Origin of the sequence: Bisbaumannia pacifica, from assembly GCF_007989625.1 — a bacterium.
Lineage (GTDB): Bacteria > Pseudomonadota > Gammaproteobacteria > Pseudomonadales > Halomonadaceae > Bisbaumannia > Bisbaumannia pacifica.
The window spans coordinates 84,274-103,922 of record NZ_BJUK01000011.1 but is presented as its reverse complement, the minus strand read 5'-3'; the positions used below and the strand labels follow the sequence as shown (position 1 = coordinate 103,922).

The 19,649-nt window shown below is 68.4% G+C and carries 17 protein-coding genes; 9 read left to right on the top strand and 8 right to left on the bottom strand.

Going from position 1 to position 19,649, the window contains the following annotated elements:
• Positions 1-124: aldehyde dehydrogenase family protein (locus tag HPA02_RS06885; protein WP_146802350.1), on the top strand; the 124-nt coding region annotated here is incomplete at its 5' end.
• A 192-nt stretch (positions 125-316) separates the two neighbouring features.
• On the opposite strand, the gene HPA02_RS06880 is transcribed toward HPA02_RS06885, so the two are convergent.
• From HPA02_RS06880 to HPA02_RS06870, 3 genes are read right to left on the bottom strand one after another with little or no spacing between them, the layout of a single operon-like run.
• Positions 317-1,423 carry a mandelate racemase/muconate lactonizing enzyme family protein gene (locus HPA02_RS06880; RefSeq protein WP_146802349.1) on the bottom strand — a complete coding sequence of 369 codons (1,107 nt, stop codon included), beginning with the start codon at positions 1,421-1,423 and terminating at the stop codon, positions 317-319.
• 13 nt (positions 1,424-1,436) lie between these two features.
• A complete protein-coding gene (locus HPA02_RS06875; RefSeq protein WP_146802348.1) occupies positions 1,437-2,861 on the bottom strand; it encodes a YfcC family protein in 1,425 nt (474 codons plus the stop codon).
• Between the two features lie 15 nt (positions 2,862-2,876).
• Positions 2,877-4,034, bottom strand: coding sequence for a M20 metallopeptidase family protein (locus tag HPA02_RS06870; RefSeq protein WP_146802347.1), 1,158 nt, complete (start codon positions 4,032-4,034; stop codon positions 2,877-2,879).
• A gap of 195 nt (positions 4,035-4,229) precedes the next feature.
• Here HPA02_RS06870 and HPA02_RS06865 point away from each other — a divergent pair, with 195 nt between their 5' ends.
• The gene (locus tag HPA02_RS06865) at positions 4,230-5,147 is read left to right on the top strand and encodes a LysR family transcriptional regulator (protein WP_146802346.1); all 918 of its coding nucleotides are present in this window, start codon (positions 4,230-4,232) and stop codon (positions 5,145-5,147) included.
• Between the two features lie 197 nt (positions 5,148-5,344).
• Here HPA02_RS06865 and thmT read toward each other — a convergent pair whose 3' ends face one another.
• The 5 genes from thmT to gatC are packed head-to-tail and all read right to left on the bottom strand — an operon-like array spanning position 5,345 to position 9,571.
• Entirely contained in the window at positions 5,345-5,662 is a 318-nt protein-coding gene (thmT, locus tag HPA02_RS06860; RefSeq protein WP_146802345.1) for a 2-hydroxymuconate tautomerase, read from the bottom strand.
• A 47-nt stretch (positions 5,663-5,709) separates the two neighbouring features.
• A complete protein-coding gene (locus HPA02_RS06855; protein ID WP_146802344.1) occupies positions 5,710-6,261 on the bottom strand; it encodes a cupin domain-containing protein in 552 nt (183 codons plus the stop codon).
• Positions 6,262-6,312: 51 nt separating this feature from the next.
• Entirely contained in the window at positions 6,313-7,779 is a 1,467-nt protein-coding gene (gene gatB, locus HPA02_RS06850; RefSeq protein ID WP_146802353.1) for an Asp-tRNA(Asn)/Glu-tRNA(Gln) amidotransferase subunit GatB, read from the bottom strand.
• Positions 7,779-9,239: an Asp-tRNA(Asn)/Glu-tRNA(Gln) amidotransferase subunit GatA gene (gene gatA, locus HPA02_RS06845; protein ID WP_146802343.1), complete on the bottom strand. Its 1,461-nt coding sequence runs from the start codon at positions 9,237-9,239 to the stop codon at positions 7,779-7,781. The genes gatB and gatA overlap by 1 nt, the downstream gene beginning before the upstream one ends.
• A 44-nt stretch (positions 9,240-9,283) precedes the next feature.
• Positions 9,284-9,571 (bottom strand): Asp-tRNA(Asn)/Glu-tRNA(Gln) amidotransferase subunit GatC, encoded by a 288-nt coding sequence (gatC, locus tag HPA02_RS06840; RefSeq protein WP_146802342.1) that lies wholly within the window; start codon positions 9,569-9,571, stop codon positions 9,284-9,286.
• 202 nt (positions 9,572-9,773) lie between these two features.
• Between gatC and HPA02_RS06835 the strand changes: the two genes are divergently transcribed.
• The 7 genes from HPA02_RS06835 to tldD all read left to right on the top strand — a co-directional run bounded on the left by HPA02_RS06835 (position 9,774) and on the right by tldD (position 19,648).
• The gene (locus HPA02_RS06835; RefSeq protein ID WP_146802341.1) at positions 9,774-10,811 is read left to right on the top strand and encodes a rod shape-determining protein; all 1,038 of its coding nucleotides are present in this window, start codon (positions 9,774-9,776) and stop codon (positions 10,809-10,811) included.
• A gap of 76 nt (positions 10,812-10,887) precedes the next feature.
• Entirely contained in the window at positions 10,888-11,739 is an 852-nt protein-coding gene (gene mreC, locus HPA02_RS06830) for a rod shape-determining protein MreC (RefSeq protein WP_146802352.1), read from the top strand.
• Entirely contained in the window at positions 11,739-12,227 is a 489-nt protein-coding gene (mreD, locus tag HPA02_RS06825) for a rod shape-determining protein MreD (protein WP_146802340.1), read from the top strand. Before mreC ends, mreD begins: the two co-directional genes overlap by 1 nt.
• 12 nt (positions 12,228-12,239) lie before the next feature.
• On the top strand, positions 12,240-12,839 hold the full coding sequence (locus HPA02_RS06820; protein ID WP_146802339.1) for a Maf family protein: 600 nt from the start codon (positions 12,240-12,242) through the stop codon (positions 12,837-12,839).
• A 30-nt stretch (positions 12,840-12,869) separates the two neighbouring features.
• On the top strand, positions 12,870-14,333 hold the full coding sequence (rng, locus tag HPA02_RS06815) for a ribonuclease G (protein ID WP_146802338.1): 1,464 nt from the start codon (positions 12,870-12,872) through the stop codon (positions 14,331-14,333).
• Between the two features lie 69 nt (positions 14,334-14,402).
• Entirely contained in the window at positions 14,403-18,182 is a 3,780-nt protein-coding gene (locus HPA02_RS06810; protein WP_146802337.1) for a YhdP family phospholipid transporter, read from the top strand.
• The gene (gene tldD / locus HPA02_RS06805) at positions 18,179-19,648 is read left to right on the top strand and encodes a metalloprotease TldD (protein ID WP_146802336.1); all 1,470 of its coding nucleotides are present in this window, start codon (positions 18,179-18,181) and stop codon (positions 19,646-19,648) included. The genes HPA02_RS06810 and tldD overlap by 4 nt, the downstream gene beginning before the upstream one ends.
• Position 19,649 lies beyond the last annotated feature (1 nt).

Sequence of the window (19,649 nt, the reverse complement as noted above, 5' to 3'; positions counted from 1 at the left end):
TGGGGGCGATCAGACGGTGCCCTTCGGCGGCGTCAAGCAGTCCGGCAACGGCCGCGACAAGTCCCACCATAGCCTGGCGGAGTACACCGAACTGAAGACCGTCTGGATGTCCCTGGAGGGGTAAGTCCACCACACAACGAGCGATGCACTGATAGACGGATGTCTGCCTCTATCGGTTTGCCGGCCTCTACGGGGCCGGCTTTTTTGTGGGGCGGGAGTGGAGCCGGCCACCCAGAAACGCCTCGGGCCCGGCATTGGCCGGGCCCGAAGCGTATCCTCGATGGCGTCCTCGAGTGGGTGCGAGTGCCGGCTGGCATCAGTCGATGCGCGCTTCGAAGACGCTGAGTTCGCGCACCCGGTCGCCGTCGACCCGGATGCCGAGCCCCGGGGATTCGTCCAGGGGGATATGCGTGCCGTCACCCGGCATCTCGGCCACGTCGCTTGCGATCATCTCGGGGCCGACCAGGTCGTTGGCAATGATGTTGGGATGGGCGATGGCCAGGTGGGCTCCGGCCAGGGTGGCGATGGACGATTCCACCATCGAGCCTACCTGGCAGGGGATGTCGGCCGCCATGCCCAAGTCGGCCATGGCGCGGGCGGCATGCAGGCCGGCGGATTTCATCAGCTTGATGTTGACCATGTCGGCCGCCTCGAGGCGGATGACCCGGAGCATATCGCGGAGTCCGTGGATCGGCTCGTCGGCCATGATCACCGCCTCCGTCGCTTGGGTCACCCGGGCCAAGGCCTCGAGGTTCTCGATGAACACCGGCTGTTCGTACCACTCCACTCGGTAGGGGGCGGCCCGGCGGATCACCTCCAGTGCCTGCTTGGCGCTCCAGCCCTGGTTGGCGTCCACTCTCAGGGCCATGCCGGGCGGCAGTGCCTCCCGCACCCGGGCGATGCGTTCGACGTCGGCTTCCGGCGTATCGCCGAGCTTGATCTTGATCGAGCGGAAGCCTTGCCGGCACGCCTCGTCGGCCTGGCGTGCCATCTCCTCCGGTGACAGCATGCTGATCACGCAGGGGAGTTCGAGGCGTTCATGGCAGCGGCCGCCGAGCAGGGAGTAGAGCGGTCGCCGGCACTGCCGGGCCAGCAGGTCGTGCAGGGCGATATCCAGGGCCGCCTTGGCCGAGGGATTGTGCCGGATGCGCGCCTCGGCGGCACGATGGAAGGCGCCGATATCGTCGGCGGGCTGGCCGATCAGCAGGGGAGCCAGTTCCCTGGCGATGACGTCGCGAGCCGCTTGCCAGGTCTCGCCGGAGACATGCTGGTCGACCACGGCCTCGCCCCAGCCGATATCGCCACGGGTCGACTCGATGCTGACCACCAGGCTCTCGATCTCTTCGTAGCTGTCGTAGGCGATCTTGAAGGGTCGCTTGAGGGGCAGGCGGATGCCATGCAGGGTGATGCGCTTGATCGTCATGAGAGGATTCCTTTCAGGTCCAGGAGAGCAGGTGAGCCAGGGTGATCATGCCGCTCGCCAGCAGCAGCTGGGTGAGGGCCAGGGGCGCTATCCACTTGATCCATTTGCTCCAGGACACCCCGGCCACGGCCAGGCCGGCCATGAAGTAGCCCGAGGTGGGGGTGATGATATTGGAGATGCCGTCACCGAACTGGAAGGCGAGCACCGCGGTCTGGCGCGTCACGCCCACCAGGTCGGCCAAGGGCACCATGAGGGGCATGGTCAGGGCCGCCTGTCCGCTGCCGGAAGGCACCAGGAAGTTCAGCAGCAGCTGCACCAGGAACATGCCGATGGCGGTCAGTACCGCCGGCATGCCGTTCAGTAGTCCCTCGAGCCGATACAGGATGGTATCGAGAATGCTGCCATCCTTGAGCACGATCAGGATGCCATAGGCGAACCCCACCACCAGGGCGCCCATGGCGATCTCCTTGAAGCCGCTGACGAAATGCTCGGCAATCTCGTTGGGTCCCATGCGTGCCAGTACGCCGACCAGGATCCCCATCAGCAGGAAGACACCCGACATCTCGCCGATATACCAGCCGTGGCGGATAACGCCATAGGCGATGCCGGCGATGGCCCCGACGAAGGCCGACAGCACCAGCTTGTCCGACAGGCTCAGTCGCTGCTTTCCCTGCAGGGGGGCGGGGTTGCCGAATTGTCGGCGGTCGCTGTGGTAGGTAAGGCTGCGCTCGGGCTGCGCCTTGACCCTGGCCGCATAGCGCGTCACGAAGGCGATGCTGACGCCGACGAAGACCGTCCAGTAGCAGGCGCGCAGCGTCATGCCGGAGAAGAGCGGCAGCTGGGCAATATCCTGGGCCACGCCGACGGTGAAGGGATTCATAAAGGCCGCCGAGAAACCGGCACCGGCGCCGACCAGGGGGACGGCGGCGGCGGTGATGGAGTCATAGCCCAGCAGGCGCAGCATCGGCGCCAGGATAATGATGAAGGCAATGGTCTCCTCGGCCAGGCCGAAGGTGGCGCCACCGGCGGCGAATAGCAGCATCAGCAGGGGAATCAGGGCGATGTCGCGCCCGGAGAGGGCCTGACTGAGGCTGGCCACGAGGGTCTGCAGCACGCCCGTGGCCTTGAGCACGCCGAAGGCGCCGCCGGAGATGAAGATGAAAAAGATGATGCTGCTGCCTTCCCGCATGCCCTCGAAGACGGCCATGAAGGGCGTCAACCAGCCGGCCGGGTCGGTGTCCACCGGGGCGTAGCTGCCCGGTACGACGACGGTCCGGCCCTGCTCGGTGGTGATGCGCTCATAGCTGCCCGCATCGACCAGGTAGGTCGATAGCGCGGCGATGCAGATGAAGGTGAACAACACCACGAAGATATGTGGGAACTTCAGCGTTCGCGGTGATGCCGTTTCGAGTGTCGTTGTTGTGTCGAAATCGTTCATGCCAAGCCTCTGGATCTAGTGGTTATTATCGAGGAAGCGCCGGGCCACGCCGGCGAGAAAGTCGCTGCCCGCCTCCAGAATGTCGTCGTTGAAGTCGTAGTCCGGCTGATGCAGCGCGGGCGCCGCGGCCCCCTTGCCGTTGCCGATCCAGCCATAGGCGCCGGGCACGGCCTCGAGCAGGAAGCCCATGTCATCGGCGCCCATGCTGATGGGGTGAGAGACCAGGCGCTCTCGGCCCCAGTGCGCCTCGACGACTTCCCGGCACAGCCTGACGCAGGCGGCGTCGTTGACCACCGCGGGAGTCGAGGGCACATAGTTCAATGTCACGTCGCAGCCGCTGGCGCGGGCGATGCCCTCGGCAACCTCGCGAATCCGCGTTTCGAGCCGGCGGCGAACGTCCGGCTTGAAGCAGCGGGCCGTGCCCTTCAGCCGCACCGTGGCGGGAATGATGTTGCTGGCATGCCCGCCCTGCAGGCTGCCCAGGCTGACCACGGCAATGTCCTCGGGGTCGACATTGCGGCTGACGATCTGCTGCGCCGCGGTGACGAACAGCCCGGCGGCGACGATCGGATCGGTGGTCAGGTGCGGCATGGCCCCATGTCCACCTTCGGAGTGGAAGCTCAGCTCGAAATCATCGCTGGAGGCCATGTGCGGGGTGTCATGAATGACGAAGGCACCCGCTTCCACGCCCGGCCAGTTGTGCAGGCCGAAGACGGCCTGGATGGGGAAACGCTCGAGCAGTCCGTCCTCGATCATCGCCGGGGCCCCGGTGCCCAGCTCTTCGGCGGGCTGGAAGATCAGAACGACCCGGCCTCGCGCCGGGCGTGCCTGGATCAGGTCCAGGGCCGCGCCCATCAGCATGGCGGTGTGGCCATCATGCCCGCAGGCATGCATGACATTGTCATGGGTCGAGCCGTGCGCCAGCCCGGTGGCTTCCTGCAGGGGCAGGGCGTCGATGTCGGCCCGCAGGCCGACGGACGGGCCGGGCTGTTGTCCGTGGATCACGGCCACGATGCCATGGCCGCCGATCCCCTCGTGCACTTCGTCGACGCCGATATCGCGCAGCAGGGTCGCGACGCGCCGTGCCGTCTGGCGTTCCTCGCAGGAGAGTTCGGGATAGCGGTGAAGCTCCCGTCGAAAGGCGATCATTCGTTGTGCATCACGCTCTTGCATCGCGTTGTCCTGTGCTTGTTCTGGTCGGGAGTCAGGCGGAAGTGGTATCGCCGACGCCTGTGAAGCGTCCATCCACCGGCCCTGGGGTAAGCGAGTTCCAGTATGCTCAGGCCACTGAGGGGAGAAAAAATACTTCTTTCCTATGCGGTCATGCTTTTTTGGTATGCTGCCTGGTCCGAGCGCTGAGATAGGCCCATGGATATCAAGAAGCTGAAGTACTTTCTCGCCGTGGTGGACGCCGGTTCCATTACCGCGGCGGCCAGACGGATCCCGGTCGCCCAGCCTGCCCTGACGCGACAGATCCGTCTGCTCGAGGAGCGGGTCGGGGCCCGGCTCTTCGAGCGCGATCGCAAGGGGGTGTCGCTGACGCGCGCCGGCCGGTTCCTCTACGACAACGGGCGCCGACTGGTGGCCGAACTGGACAGCGTGGCCAAGAAGACCCGGGCCATCTCGGATGGCTTCAGCGACAGCCTGGCGATCGGTATCACCACCATTCATCCCTATATTCCGAGCATCTCGAGCCTGATCAGCCGTTTCCGGGCGCAGAATCCGAGCATACGGCTGACCCTGGAATCGATGCTGTCTGGCCCGCAGAAGAAGGCGATTCTCGACGGCGGCATCGATGCCGGCATCCTCTTTACCGAGCGGGAAGAGGATCCCCGGCTGGCCTACCTGCCGATCGCCAGTTACCGCATGGCCGTCATCGTCAGCCGCCGCCACCCCCTCACCGAGGCATCACCGCATTCGCTGCGAGCCTTCGCCGAGGCCCCCTTCATTCGCTTCAGTCGCGACTCGACGCCGGGCAGCTACGACAGGGTCGATCGATGCTTCCGGCGGGCAGGTATCGTGCCCAATACCGTCCAGGAGTGTCATGACGACATCACCATCCGCAGCCTGGTGGCCACGGGCATGGGGTATGCCATCATGCCGAGCATCATGGTGCGGGGGGAGAGCGACCTGGTGGCCTACGAGCTGGAGGACCTACCGATCTCGTCGCAGCTGATGCTGGCCTGGCGCAAGGGCGGTGATTCGAAGGCCGTCGATGCGTTGTGTCGCATGGTCGATGCCCCGGGCAATATCATGGCGACGCCGCCGGAGGATGGCCGGGCTTAGTCCACGTCGGAAGGTGCTCATGTCGCTGGTTTGGCGTGGCCGGGAGTCCGTCACGACGGGCGAGGCGGTTCAGCGAGGAGAGGTGGCGCCGGCAGGGCGGTTGCCGTGCTAGGCAAGGTGTCGGAGAAGGCAGGGGCGAGCGGCAGGGGGCGCCCCGCAGCTCGTCGCGCGGCGGGGCCTTGCTACGCGGTGGTGGGTCAGGACGCGGCCTCCTTGGCGGCGCGACGCTTGGCCACCGACTCTCCGGCCACGCCGAAGTGCTGGGTGGAGACATCGGAGAGCAGGATGCGCACGCTCTCCGGGGTGCAGTCGATGGAGGCCACGCAGGCCTCGGTGACCTTCTCGATCAGCGCCTCTTTCTGGGCGTCGCTGCGGCCTTCGATCAGCTGGATATTAACGATGGGCATGCTCGGAATCCTTTTGTGGAAATGATTTTCACAAATATGATTCCAGCTTCGTCGATGGCTGTCAAAGGCGAGGCATGGAGAAAGGCGAGGCAGGGCGAAAGGCGCCATAAAAAACCGGCGCGGGGCGCCGGTGGGGGCGTGGGGGAGACGCCGAGCTAGAACGCCTTGGCGGGAGTGCAGCAGCTAACCAGGCGGCAGGGCGCCTTGCCGGCGTTACGGAAGCGGTGGGGCACATTGGTATCGAAGTAGTAGGCCTCGCCGGTGCTCAGTATGCGCGTCTCGGCGCCCACCGTGATCTCGATCTCGCCTTCGAGTACCACCCCGGCCTCCTCGCCCTGGTGGGCGATCATCTCGCGCCCGGTATCGGTGCCCGGGGGGTAGGTCTCGATCATAAAGGAGAGCGCCCGGGCCTCGCGGTTGGCACCCACCAGCTTGAAGATCACCTCGCCGCTGCCCATGTCGGCCAGCTCGTCGGCGGAGTAGAAGACCTGGTCGCGGCTCTCCAGGTCCATGGTGAAGAAGTCGCCGACGCCGATGGGAATGGCGTCGAGAATCTTCTTCAGGGAGCTGACCGAGGGGCTCACCTTGCCCTGTTCGATCAACGACAGGCTGGAGTGGGTGACCCCGCAGCGCTTGGCCAGCTCGCGCTGGGAGATGCCCCTGAGGTTGCGCAGGGCGCGCAGTCGCGCGCCGACATCATCTGCCATGGGTCGTCCTCTGAAATCGAAGGGGCGGGCCGGGCGGCCCGCCTCCGCTGCTCAGCACAGGGCGTCGAGCTTTTCCTTGAGCAGGGCGTTGACCTGCTGGGGATTGGCGGTGCCCCGGGAAGCCTTCATCACCTGGCCGACGAAATAGCCGATCATCTTGCCGCGCTTGTCCGGCTCGGCGTCGCGATACTGGGCCACCTGGGCGGGACTGTCGGCGATCACCTGGTCGATCATCGCCTCGATGGCGCCCGTGTCGGTGACCTGCTTGAGGCCCTTGGCCTCGATCACCGCATCGGCGGCATCCGCTTGACCCCCGCCTTCGCCGTTCCATAGCGCCTGGAAGACCTGCTTGGCGGCCTTGCCGTTGATGGTGTCGTCGAGCACCCGGGCGATCAGCCGACCCAGTTGGGCGGCGGAGACCGGGCTGTCCTCGATGGCCAGGCCCTCGCGGTTCAAGGCGCCGGAAAGCTCGCCCATCACCCAGTTGGCGGCCTGCTTGGCGTCGCCGCAGGCGTCCTTGACCGCCTCGAAGTAGTCGGCCATGGCGCGGCTCGCCGAGAGCACCCCGGCGTCGTAGGCGGAGAGGCCGAGCGCCTCCTGGAAGCGCGTGCGCTTCTCGTCGGGCAGCTCCGGCAGGTTGTCGCGCAGGTGATCGACATAGGCCTGGTCGAGCACCACCGGCAGCAGGTCCGGGCAGGGGAAGTAACGGTAGTCGTTGGCCTCCTCCTTGGTGCGCATGCCGCGGGTCTCGTCGCGCTCCGGGTCATAGAGACGGGTCTCCTGGACCACCCGGCCGCCGTCCTCGATCAGCTCGATCTGGCGCTCCACCTCATAGGCGATGGCCCGCTCCACGAAGCGGAAGGAGTTGACGTTCTTGATCTCGGCGCGGGTGCCGAACTCCGCCTGGCCCTTGGGGCGCACCGAGACGTTGACGTCGCAGCGCATCGAGCCCTCGGCCATATTGCCGTCACTGATGCCCAGGTAGGTGACGATGGAGTGAATCGCCTTCAGATAGGCGGCCGCCTCCTTGGCGCTGCGCATGTCCGGCTCGGAGACGATCTCCAGCAGCGGCGTGCCGGCCCGGTTGAGGTCGATGCCGGTCATGCCGTGGAAGTCCTCGTGGAGCGACTTGCCGGCGTCCTCCTCCAGGTGGGCATGGTGCACCCGGATGCGCTTGGTGCCGCCGTCGTCGAGGGCGATCTCCACCTCGCCGGCGCCGACGATGGGGTGATACATCTGGCTGGTCTGGTAGCCCTTGGGCAGGTCCGGGTAGAAGTAATTCTTGCGATCGAACACCGAGACCTCGGGGATCTCGGCATGGATCGCCAGGCCGAACTGCACCGCCATGGCCACCGCCTGCTCGTTCAATACCGGCAGCACCCCGGGCAGGCCCAGGTCCACGGCGCAGGCCTGGGTGTTGGGCTCGGCGCCGAAGGCGGTGGAGGCGCCGGAGAAGATCTTCGACTTGGTGGCCAGTTGAACGTGGACCTCCAGGCCGATCACGGTCTCCCATTCCATCATGCGGTCTCCTTGGCGAAATCGGGGCGGCGCAGGTGCCAGTCGCTGGCCTGCTGGAACTGGTGGGCCACGTTGAGCAGCTGGGCCTCGGCGAAGTGGCTACCGAGGATCTGCAGGCCCACCGGGCGCTTGCCGACGAAGCCCGCCGGTACGCTGATGCCGGGGATGCCCGCCAGGTTGATGGCGATGGTGTAGATGTCCTGCAGGTACATGGAGACCGGGTCCTTGTTGGCGCCCAGGTCGAAGGCCGGGGTGGGGGAGGCCGGCCCCATCAGCACGTCGACTTCCTCGAAGGCGTCGAGGAAGTCCTGGCGGATCAGTCGGCGCACCTGCTGGGCCTTGGTGTAGTAGGCGTCGAAGAAGCCCTCGGAGAGGGTGTGGGTGCCGATCAGGATGCGTCGCTTGACCTCCTCGCCGAAGCCCTCGGCGCGGGAGCGCTTGTAGAGATCGATCAGGTCGCTCGGATCCTCGCAGCGGTGGCCGAAGCGCACGCCGTCGAAACGCGACAGGTTGGAGGAGGCCTCCGCCGGAGCGATGACGTAGTAGGCGGGGATCGCCAGGTGGGTATGCGGCAGGCTGACCTCGCGCACCGTGGCGCCCAGCGACTCGTAGACCTTGATGGCCGCCTGGACCGCCTCGGCCACCGCCGGGTCGAGGCCCTCGCCGAAATACTCCTTGGGTAGGCCGATCTTCAGTCCCGACAGGGAGTCGTCGAGGGTGGCGGTGTAATCCGGCACGCCGCGGGCCACGCTGGTGGAGTCGCGCACGTCGTGACCGGCGATGGCGCCCAGCAGCAGGGCGCAGTCTGCGGCGGTGCGAGCCATGGGGCCGGCCTGATCGAGGCTCGAGGCGTAGGCGATCATGCCGTAACGGGAGACCCGGCCATAGGTGGGCTTCAGGCCGGTGATACCGCAGAAGGCCGCCGGCTGGCGGATCGAGCCGCCGGTATCGGTCCCCAGCGCCGCCGGCACCAGGCCCGCGGCCACCGCGGCGGCGCTGCCGCCGGAGGAGCCGCCGGGCACGGCGCCGAGGTCCCAGGGATTCTTCACCGGGCCATAGAAGCTGTTCTCGTTGGAGGAGCCCATGGCGAACTCGTCCATATTGGTCTTGCCGAGGCTCACCGTGCCGGCGGCCTGGAGTTTCTCCACCAGGGTGGCGTCGTAGGGCGCCTCGAAGTTGTCGAGCATCTTCGAGCCGCAGGAGGTCTTGACGCCCCGGGTGCAGAAGATGTCCTTGAGGGCCAGGGGCAGGCCGGTCAGCGGGCCCGCCTCGCCGCGGCCGCGGGCGGCGTCGGCGGCGTCGGCGGCGGCCAGCGCCTGGTCGGCGGTGACGCTGATGAAACTGTTGAGCTCGCCGTCGAGGCGATCGATGCGCCCGAGCAGCGCCTGGGTCAGCTCGCGGCTTGAGAACTCGCCGGCCTCCAGGGAGGCGGCCAGTTCGCGGAGGGTCTTGTCATGCATCGGATGAGTGTCTCCGGGTCGGGACAGGATAACGTCGGGTGCGATCACTCGACCACGCGGGGCACCAGGTAGAGGCCGTTCTCCACCGCCGGAGCGCAGCGCTGGAAGGTCTCGCGCTGGTCGGCTTCGGTGACCTCGTCGGCGCGCAGCCGCTGGGTGGCGTCCAGGGGGTGGGCCAGGGGGGCGACCCCGGTGGTATCGATGCCCTGGAGCTGGTCGACCATCGCCAGGATATTGCTCAGGTCGTCCAGGTAGCGGTCGGCGTCCGCGTCATCCAGCGCCAGGCGTGCCAGATGCGCCGCGCGCTGCACATGGGTCTGTTCAAGCGCCATGATCGGAATTCCTTAACAGGATGAACATCGACCGACAGGCTGCCATAGGCTGGCGCCCATCGGTGCGGGGAAAATAACGCCAAAAGGTATCATATCTTGGCCGTGCTGGCAGGCGTTGTCGCTTGCCGCTTCCGGGTGGCGATGATACCGTTTGCCTCCGCACAGGGTTCCGGTTCCGGTCTGCACTAGGTGAAAGACTTTCATGTTTAAACGTTTAAGGGGGTTGTTCTCCAGCGATCTGTCCATCGACCTGGGAACGGCCAATACGCTGATCTATGTCCGTGGACGGGGCATCGTGCTGGATGAACCGTCGGTGGTGGCGATTCGCCAGGCCGGCAATATGCGCAGCGTCGCTGCGGTGGGCTCGGATGCCAAGCGCATGTTGGGTCGCACCCCGGGCAATATCACCGCCATCCGGCCGATGAAGGACGGCGTGATCGCCGACTTCACCGTGACCGAGCAGATGCTGCAGCACTTTATTCGCAAGGTGCATCAGAGCACCTTCCTGACCCCCAGTCCGCGGGTACTGGTCTGCGTGCCCTGCATGTCGACCCAGGTCGAGCGTCGCGCCATCAAGGAGTCCGCCGAGGGCGCCGGGGCGCGCGAGGTGTTCCTGATCGAGGAACCCATGGCGGCGGCCATCGGCGCCGGCCTGCCGGTGGAGGAGGCCCAGGGCTCCATGGTGGTGGATATCGGCGGCGGCACCAGCGAGATCGCCATCATCTCGCTCAACGGCGTGGTCTACTCCGAGTCGATCCGCGTCGGTGGCGACCGCTTCGACGAGGCGATCATCGCCTATGTGCGCCGCCACTACGGCAGCCTGATCGGCGAGGCCACCGCCGAGCGCATCAAGCAGGAGATCGGCTGCGCCTACCCCGGCGGCGAGCTGCGCGAGATCGACGTGCGCGGCCGTAACCTGGCCGAGGGCATTCCGCGCAGCTTCACCCTCAATTCCCACGAGATCCTCGAGGCCCTGCAGGAGACCCTCTCCTCCATCGTCACCGCGGTGAAGAGCGCCCTGGAACAGTCGCCCCCGGAGCTGGCCTCGGATATCGCCGAGCGCGGCCTGGTGCTGACCGGCGGCGGCGCCCTGCTGCGCGACCTGGACAAGCTGATCTCGGAAGAGACCGGCCTGCCGGTGATCGTCGCCGAGGATCCGCTGACCTGTGTGGCCCGGGGTGGCGGCAAGGCGCTGGAGATGATCGACCAGCACACCTTCGAGCTGCTGTCCAGCGACTGAGACTGGGGCCGGGCTGACTTCGGGGAGAGCGCCTATCAAACCCTTGTTCTCACACGGCGCGGTGCCCGGCTATCGCATGCTGCTGTGTGCGATAGTCGCCTTCGGCCTGATGTTCGCGGAACATCGCTTCACGCGCATGGACGAGCTGCGTGCCCAGCTCTCTACCCTGGTGGCGCCCGTGCAGTGGGTGGTCAGCCTGCCCAGCGAGGTGCTGACCTGGGGGGCCCTGGCGCTCTCCGACCAGCGCGCCCTGGTCGAGGAGAATCGCCGCCTGCGCGAGCAGTTGCTGACCCTCTCCCAGCGCGCCCAGCAGACCGCCCATCTTACCGCCGAGAACGTGCGCCTGCGCGAGTTGCTGCGGGCGGCGCGGCGCGACGAGATGCCTTATATCACCGCCGAACTGCTCTCCCTGGATTCCGATCCCTTCACCCATCAGATGGTGATCGACCGCGGTCGCCGCGACGGCGCCTACGTGGGCCAGCCGGTGATGGACGCCTCGGGGTTGGTGGGGCAGGTCACCGCGGTCTCCGCCTTCTCCAGCCGGGTGCTGATGATCAATGACGCCAGCCATGCCCTGCCGGTGCAGGTGACCCGCAATGGCCTGCGCTTCGTGGTCCAGGGCAGCGGTCACTACGAGCGGCTCAATGTCATGCATGTGCCGGATACCGCCGATATCCGCGTCGGTGACCGGTTGCTTACCTCGGGACTGGCGGGGCGCTTCCCGCTGGGCTATCCGGTGGGCCGGGTGGTCTCGGTGGAGCACGACCCCGGCGAGCCCTTCGCCCGGGTCATCGCCGAGCCGGCGGCGCAGCTGCAGCGCTCCCGCCACTTCCTGCTGCTGTTTCCGCCGCCGGAGCCGCGGCCCGGGGAGGCGCTCTGGGATGAGTCCTTTTCCGTCGTCGAACCGCCACAGGAGCTGCAACGCTGATGGGTGCCCTGGGAGTCCGTGGTCTCTTACTGGTGTGGAGCAGCCTGCTGCTGGCCCTGTGCCTGCAGGTGATGCCGCTGCCCGATGGCTGGCTGATCTGGCGTCCCGACTGGCTGGGTCTGATGCTGGTCTACTGGTGCATCGCCGCCCCGCATCGCGTGGGGGTCCTGCACGGTTTCGTGTTGGGCCTGCTGCTGGACCTGATCGAGGGGGCGCCGCTCGGCCACAATGCCCTGGTGTTCTCGTTGCTGGCCTTCCTCTGTGCCCTGGTCTATCAGCGCATGCGCGCCTACTCCCTGGTGCAGCAGGCGGTACTGGTCTTCGTCCTGCTGGGGCTGACGCAACTGGTGCGGCAATGGCTCACCACCCTGTTCGGTCCCTTCTCCATCCACCTGGCGTTTCTGCTGTCGTCGCTGATCGGCGCCCTGCTCTGGCCTTGGCTCTTCACCATGCTGCAGGCGCTGCGGCGGCGCTTCGCCCTCGGCTGAACCGGAGCCCTTATGGCTGCTTCCCTGATTCTCGCCTCGGCCTCGCCGCGGCGCCGCGACCTCCTGGCCTCCATCGGCGTCGCACCGTTGGTGCGCCCGGTGCATATAGACGAGACCCCGGCCCCCGACGAGGCGCCGTTGGCCTATGTGACTCGCCTGGCCCGGGAGAAGGCCCTGGCCGGTGCCACGGCGGCCGCCCCGGGCCAGGCGGTGCTGGGCGCCGATACCGTGGTGGTGCTGGGCGAGCGGATCCTCGGCAAGCCCCGGGACAGGGCGGATGGCCTGGCCATGTTGGCGGCGCTGTCCGGCGGCGAGCATCGGGTGATTACCGCGGTGGCAGTGACCGGCCCCGCGGGCCTGCTGGAGGCCGCCGTCACCACCCGGGTCGGGATGCGCGAGATCTCCCCGGCCGAGGCCGAGGCCTACTGGGCCAGCGGCGAGCCCGCCGACAAGGCCGGCGGCTATGCCGTCCAGGGGCTGGCGGCGACCTTCGTCAGCCGCCTGGAGGGCAGTTACTCCGCCGTCGTGGGACTGCCGCTGTTCGAGACCGCCGAGCTGCTGCGCCGCCAGGGGCTCCCCCTGTGGTCGGGGAGCTTGCCGCCTATGGCATAATGCCCCCATGCCAACGACAAGGAATCCCGCATGAGTGGTGAAGTACTGATCAACCTGACGCCCATGGAGACCCGCGTGGCGGTGGTCGAGAACGGCGTCCTCCAGGAAGCCTTTATCGAACGCTCCCGGCGGCGCGGCATCGTCGGCAACATCTACAAGGGCAAGGTGGTCAGGGTGCTGCCGGGCATGCAGGCGGCCTTCGTCGATATCGGCCTGGAGCGGGCCGCCTTTATTCATGCCCATGAGGTGATGGCGGCCCATACCCCCGCCGAGGAACAGGCCACCATCAGTCAGTTGCTCCACGAGGGGCAGTCGCTGGTGGTGCAGGTCACCAAGGACCCCATCGGCACCAAGGGGGCACGACTCACCACCCACCTCTCGGTGCCCTCCCGCTACCTGGTGTATATGCCCGAGGCGCCCCATAACGGCGTCTCCCAGCGGATCGAGGACGAGGGCGAGCGGGAACGCCTGCGTCAGCTGGTGGAGACCTGTCAGGCGCGCCAGGAGCTGGACGTGACCGGCGGTTTCATCATTCGCACCGCCGCCGAGGGGGTCAGCGAGGACGAACTCTACGCCGACATGCACTTCCTGCTGCGGCTGTGGCGCAAGGTCAGCGAGCGCAAGGTGACCGCCGGCGTGCCCAGCGTGATCTACGACGACCTGCCGCTGTTTATCCGCACCCTGCGCGATCAGATGCGCGATGACATCGAGAAGGTGCGCATCGACTCCCGGGAGAACTACCTCAAGCTCAAGGAGTTCGCCGAGGAGTTCATGCCCGATGCGGTGGAGCGCATCGAGTATTATCCTGGGGAGCGGCCCATCTTCGATCTCTACAGCGTCGAGGATGAGATCCACAAGGCGCTCGGCCGCAAGGTGCAGCTCAAGTCCGGCGGCTACCTGGTGATCGACCCCACCGAGGCGATGACCACCATCGATGTCAATACCGGCGGCTATGTGGGACACCGCAATCTCGAAGAGACCATCTTCAAGACCAACCTGGAGGCGGCCACCGCCATCGCCCGCCAGCTGCGCCTGCGCAACCTGGGCGGCATCATCATCATCGACTTCATCGACATGGAAGATGCCGAGCATCAGCGCCAGGTGCTGCGGGTGCTGGAGAAGGCCCTGGAGCGGGATCACGCCAAGACCAAGTGCACCGGGGTCACCGAGCTGGGGCTGGTGCAGCTGACCCGCAAGCGCACCCGGGAGAGCCTCGAGCAGACTCTCTGCGAGGCCTGCCCCACCTGCGTGGGGCGCGGCACCCTCAAGACCCCGGAGACCGTCTGCTACGAGATCTTCCGCGAGATCCTCCGCGAGGAGCGCGCCTATGCCCCGGAGACCTATACGGTACTGGCCTCCCAGGCGGTGGTGGATCGCCTGCTCGACGAGGAGTCGGCGGCGGTGGCGGACCTGGAAGCCTTTATCGGCAAGACCATCCGCTTCCAGGTGGAGGGGCACTACTCCCAGGAGCAGTACGATATCGTGCTGATGTGAGCGATTCCCCGGCCAGGACGGCCCGGGGCCGGCAGTGAAGGAGGCGAGGCCGATGAACGAGGGGCAGTCATGACGGGGTGGCGGATCGTCGGGCGCTGGGCCTTGACCCTGCTGGCCCTGGGGCTGTTGAGCCTGGCCCTGATCGTCTCGGCCTGGCGCCTGGCCGCCGGCCAGGCGGACGCGTTGCGCGAGCCCCTGGAAAGGGTGCTGGCCGAGCGAACCCGGGCCGAGACCCGGATCGGTGCCCTGACGGCGGACACCCGCGGGGTCGATCCTTCCCTGGCCCTCCATGACCTGCGCCTGAGCCTGGACGAGCGCCCCCTGCTGGAATTGCGGCGTGCCGAGCTACGCCTGGATACCCTGGCCTCCCTGCGTGCCGGCGTGCCGGTGACCTCCCGGGCCCGGGTGCAGGGGCTCACCCTGCACCTCTATCAGGGGGAGGGGCGCTACTGGCACTGGCCGCGCCCCGCCGAGCTGCCCTTCGAGGCGTCCCCCGATTTCGATCTCTCCCGCCTGGATGCCTGGATCGGCCTGCTGCTGCGTCAGCGCCTGGACGCCCGCCAGGTGCGCCTGGTGCTGCATGGTCACGAGCGCCGCGTGGAGCTTCAAGCGCCCAGCCTGCTGTTGACCGGCGACGAACGACGCCTGCACCTGGAGGGCTGGGCCCATGTGGCCGGCCAGGAGCAGACCACCCTGGAGGTGGTGGCCGAGGTGCTGCCGGGCCAGCGTGGCCTGGCCGACTTCAATGCCGCCCTGCAGGCCCGCATGGAGCTCTCCAGCCTGGCCGAGCTGGTCCGCCAGCTGAGCGGCGACGAGCCCCTGCGCCTGGAGCGGGCGGAAGGGGAGGCGACCCTCTGGGGGCGCTGGCACCGGGGCGCCCTGGAGGACGTGCGCCTGGCCCTGGAGGTGCCGGCGCTGGCCATCGGGCACGATCAGGCCAGCCTGGCGCTGGCGGATATTCGCGCCGAGGGGCAGTGGTTGCGCGATGGCGAGGCCTGGAACGCCTGGCTCAACCTGGCGGCCAGTGCCGACGCCGAGGGCGTGGCCCAGGGGCCGGCATTGCCCAGCCGCTGGCGGCTGCGTGGCGACGGCACGGACTGGTGGGCGACCACCGACGGCTTCGAGTTGCCGGCCCTGGCCGACTGGAGCGAACGACTGCCGCTGCCCCAGGGGCTGGTGCGCCTGCTCGGCACCCTGGACCCCCAGGGCTGGGTGGAAGGCTTCACCTTCGGTCGTCGCGACGGGCACTGGCTGGCCCGGGGCGCCCTGCGTGAGGTGGCGGTGTCGCCCTGGGAGGATGCCCCCGGCGGCGGCCCCCTGGATGCCTGGGTCGAGGCCCGGGACCTGGCTGGGGAGGTGCGCTTCATTGGGGTCGGCGATACCACCCTGCACTTCCCGCGGCTATTCACCGCCCCCATGGCCCTGGGAGCCGCCTCCGGGGTGGTGGGCTGGACCTATGCCGATGGCCTGACCCGGGTCAGCGGTCGCGACCTGCACGCCGACTGGCGCGGGGCCGAGGTGAGCGGCGACTTCGGCCTGGTGCTCGGCAACGGCGGGCCCGGGGTGCTCGGCCTGGAGCTGGACCTGCGCGACGTGGATGCCCGCGACACGGCCCTGAACGAGTGGCTGCCCATGGGCGCCTTCGGCGAAGAATTGGGCGAGTGGCTGTCGGCGGGGCTCGCCGGTCGGGTGAGCCGGGGGCATCTGGCGCTGCACCAGCCGCTCTTCGAGGGGGCGGGGGCCGAGGAGATGCGCCTGGACCTCGAGCTGGCTATCGAGGAGGGGCGCCTGCCTTACCTGCCGGGCTGGCCGGCCCTGGACGGCGTGCAGGGGCGCCTGACCCTCACCGACCTGAGCCTGGAGGCGGCGATCGACCGTGCCGAGAGCCGGGGCCTGACGATCCGCGACGGGCGGGTCACCCTGAGCCCCGACGGCGAGCTGGCCGTGAATGGCAGCGTCGAGGGCGGGCCGGAGGCGCTGGTCGGCTACCTGGCCGCGACCCCCCTGGAGGGGCTCGAGGCCCTGAATGACTGGGCCTGGCCCGAGGCCGGGCGCCTCGAGGGCCGCCTGGACCTGGCCCTGCCGCTGAGCGATCCCGAGGCCCTGGCGCTGGATGTCGAGACGACCCTGGACCTGCCGCGGGCCCGCTATCGCCCCCTGGGGCTGGATCTGTCCACGGTCACCGGGCCCCTGGCCTATCGCTATGGTGATGGCGAGGGGGCGCTCGAGGGGCGTCTCGACGGCCAGGCGCTGGGCGGGGCCGTGACCGCCACCCTGGCGGGGGAGCGGATCGACTTCGAGGGGCAGGCCCAGGCGTCGCGGCTGTTGGCCTGGGGAGGGGTGTCCGGCGAGGGGCTGCCGATCACCGGGCGGCTAGCCTATCGCGGCGGCCTGACCCTGACCGATGCCGGGGCCCGGTTGCGCCTGGATAGCTCCCTCGAGGGGCTGGCGCTCGAGTTGCCGGCCCCCTTCGCCAAGTCGGCCGAGGCGCGCCGTCCGCTGTGGCTGGAAATGGATACCGCCAGCGGACGGCTCGACGCCGAATTGGAGGGGCTGGCCCGGCTGCGCTGGCGGCAGCAGAGCGCCCTGGGAGCCCAGGGGCAGCTATGGCTGGAGCGCTGGCCGGAGTCGCCCACCTGGCCGGTGCGCCCCGGCCTGGAGATCGGCTGGCGACCGGCGCGGTTCGACCCCGCCCCCTGGGCGGCGGCCCTGGCGCCGTTGGTCCAGGCTGACGGGGCGGGGGCGTCGCCCGCGCTGACCCTGGACCTGGCCACCGACTGCCTGCTGCTGGAAGGGCGTTGCCTGGGCTCGCTGCGCGCCCGGGCGACGCCCGAGGCGGGGCGTTGGCGACTCGATCTGGGCGGCAGCCTGGCGGAAGGGCAGGCGAGCTACCGCCCCGCCAGTACGCGGCCTTTGGCGATCGAGCTCGAGAGTCTCGACCTGGATGCGCTGCTACCGGCTCCCAGCGAGGGCGTGGCGCTGTTCGAGGAAGTGGCGGTGCCACCGGCACCGGAACCCCTGGCCGACTGGGCGCGGCGGCTGCCGGCGGGGCGCCTCGAGGTGGCGAGTCTGGCGCGCCAGGGCCAGCGCTTCGGGCCCCTGAGCGCCGAGTGGCAGGCCACGGAAGAAGGGCTGCGCCTCGCGCCCCTGCGTCTGACCCTGGGCGAGCTGGAGGCCAGCGGCGAGCTGGTCTGGGAGGCCGCCGGCGCGGAGGCCAGCCTGACTCGCGGCCGCCTCGCCCTCGCCGGTGGCGACCTGGGTACGGCCCTGGAACGCCTCGCCCAGCCGGTGGCGATCCGCAATGCCGAGACCCGCGTCGACGCCCGGCTGGCCTGGCCCGGTGCGCCCTGGCAGTTCGACCTGGCGCGCTCCCGGGGCAGCCTCGAGGTGAACCTGACGGATGGTCATTTCCGCTATATCGACTCGCCCTCCGCCAAGCTGATCGGTCTGCTCAACTTCGATAACCTGCTGCGCCGCCTGCGGCTCGACTTTTCCGACGTCACTCAACGTGGCACCGCCTTCGACAGCGTGATGGGGGTGGCCACCCTCTATGATGGTATCCTCGAGACTCAGGGACCGGTGGAGGTGCGTGGCCCGGCCACCTCCTTCAGCCTCGATGGCCAGGTGGACCTGGCGCGGCGGGAGCTCGATCACCACCTGGCGGTTACGTTACCCTTGAGTCAGAACCTGCCGCTGGCGGCGGTGGTGGCCGGTGCCCCCGTCGTGGGCGGCGCCCTCTTTATCGCCCACCGCCTGTTCGGTGGTGTCATCGACCGGGTGACACGAATTCACTATCGCGTGGAGGGGCCCTGGACCTCGCCACGGATCACACTGGAAGACGCCGAATGAATCAACCGACTAGCGTTCCCGCGGCGGATCGTGCCCTGGACACCGCCGTCGCCACCCTGCTGGCGCCGACGGGCCTCGGCCTCGACGACCTGGATGCCGGCCTCGGCCATGCCCTGGGCGCGGGCATCGACTTCGCCGACCTCTACCTGCAGCGCAGCTGGCACGAGAGCTGGGTGCTGGAGGACGGCGAGGTCAAGGAGGCCGGCTACAACATCGACGGCGGCGTGGGGGTGCGCGCCATGACCGGCGAGAAGACCGGTTTCGCCTACTCCAATCAGATCACCGCCGAGGCCCTGGCCGAGACCGGCCAGACCGCCTCGGGGATCGCCCGGAGCGGCGCCCGGCTCTCGCCCCAGGCGGTGGCGGTGCCTAGCCATCCCGCCCGCTACGGCGCCGAGGACCCACTCGCCGGCCTCTCCGCCGAGGAGAAGATCGCCCTGCTCAAGGAGGCGGATCGCATCGCCCGGGCCGCGGACCCCTCGGTGAGCCAGGTCAGTGCCTCCCTCACTGGCCTCTACGAGGTGGTGCTGGTGCGTGCCAGCGACGGCACCCTGGCGGCGGACCTGCGGCCCCTGGTGCGTTTCAATGTCAGCGTGATCGCCATCCGCAACGGCCGCCGCGAACGGGGTAGCGCCGGCGGTGGCGGCCGCTATCCCATGGCGCGGCTGCGCGACGAGGGGGTGGCCGAGCGCTACGCCAAGGAGGCGGTGCGCCAGGCCCTGGTCAACCTGGAGGCGGTGGACGCCCCGGCCGGCCAGCTGCCGGTGGTGCTGGGCCCGGGTTGGCCGGGCATCCTGCTCCACGAGGCGGTGGGCCATGGCCTCGAGGGCGACTTCAATCGCAAGGGCAGTTCCGCCTTCGCCGGGCGCCTCGGCGAGCGGGTCGCCGCCCCCGGAGTCACGGTGGTCGACGACGCCACCCTGGCCGATCGCCGCGGTTCCCTGACCATCGATGACGAGGGCACCCGGGGGCAGTACACCCCGCTGATCGAGGACGGCATCCTGACCGGCTACATGCAGGACAAGCTCAATGCCCGGCTGATGGGCATGGCGCCCACCGGCAACGCGCGCCGCGAGTCCTATGCGCATATGCCCATGCCGCGCATGACCAACACCTATATGCTGGCGGGTCAGGACGACCCGGCCGATATCCTCGGCAGCGTCAAGCGTGGCATCTATGCGGTGAGCTTCGGCGGCGGCCAGGTGGATATCACCTCCGGCAAGTTCGTCTTCTCCGCCAGCGAGGCCTACCTGATCGAGGACGGCCGCATCACCGCCCCGGTGAAGGGGGCGACCCTGATCGGTAACGGTCCCGAGGCCATGGGCCGGGTGTCGATGATCGGCCATGACCTGGAACTCGACACCGGGGTCGGCGTCTGTGGCAAGGAAGGGCAGGGGGTGCCAGTGGGGGTCGGTCAGCCGACCCTGAAGCTGGACGAGCTGACCGTGGGCGGGACGCAATCATAAC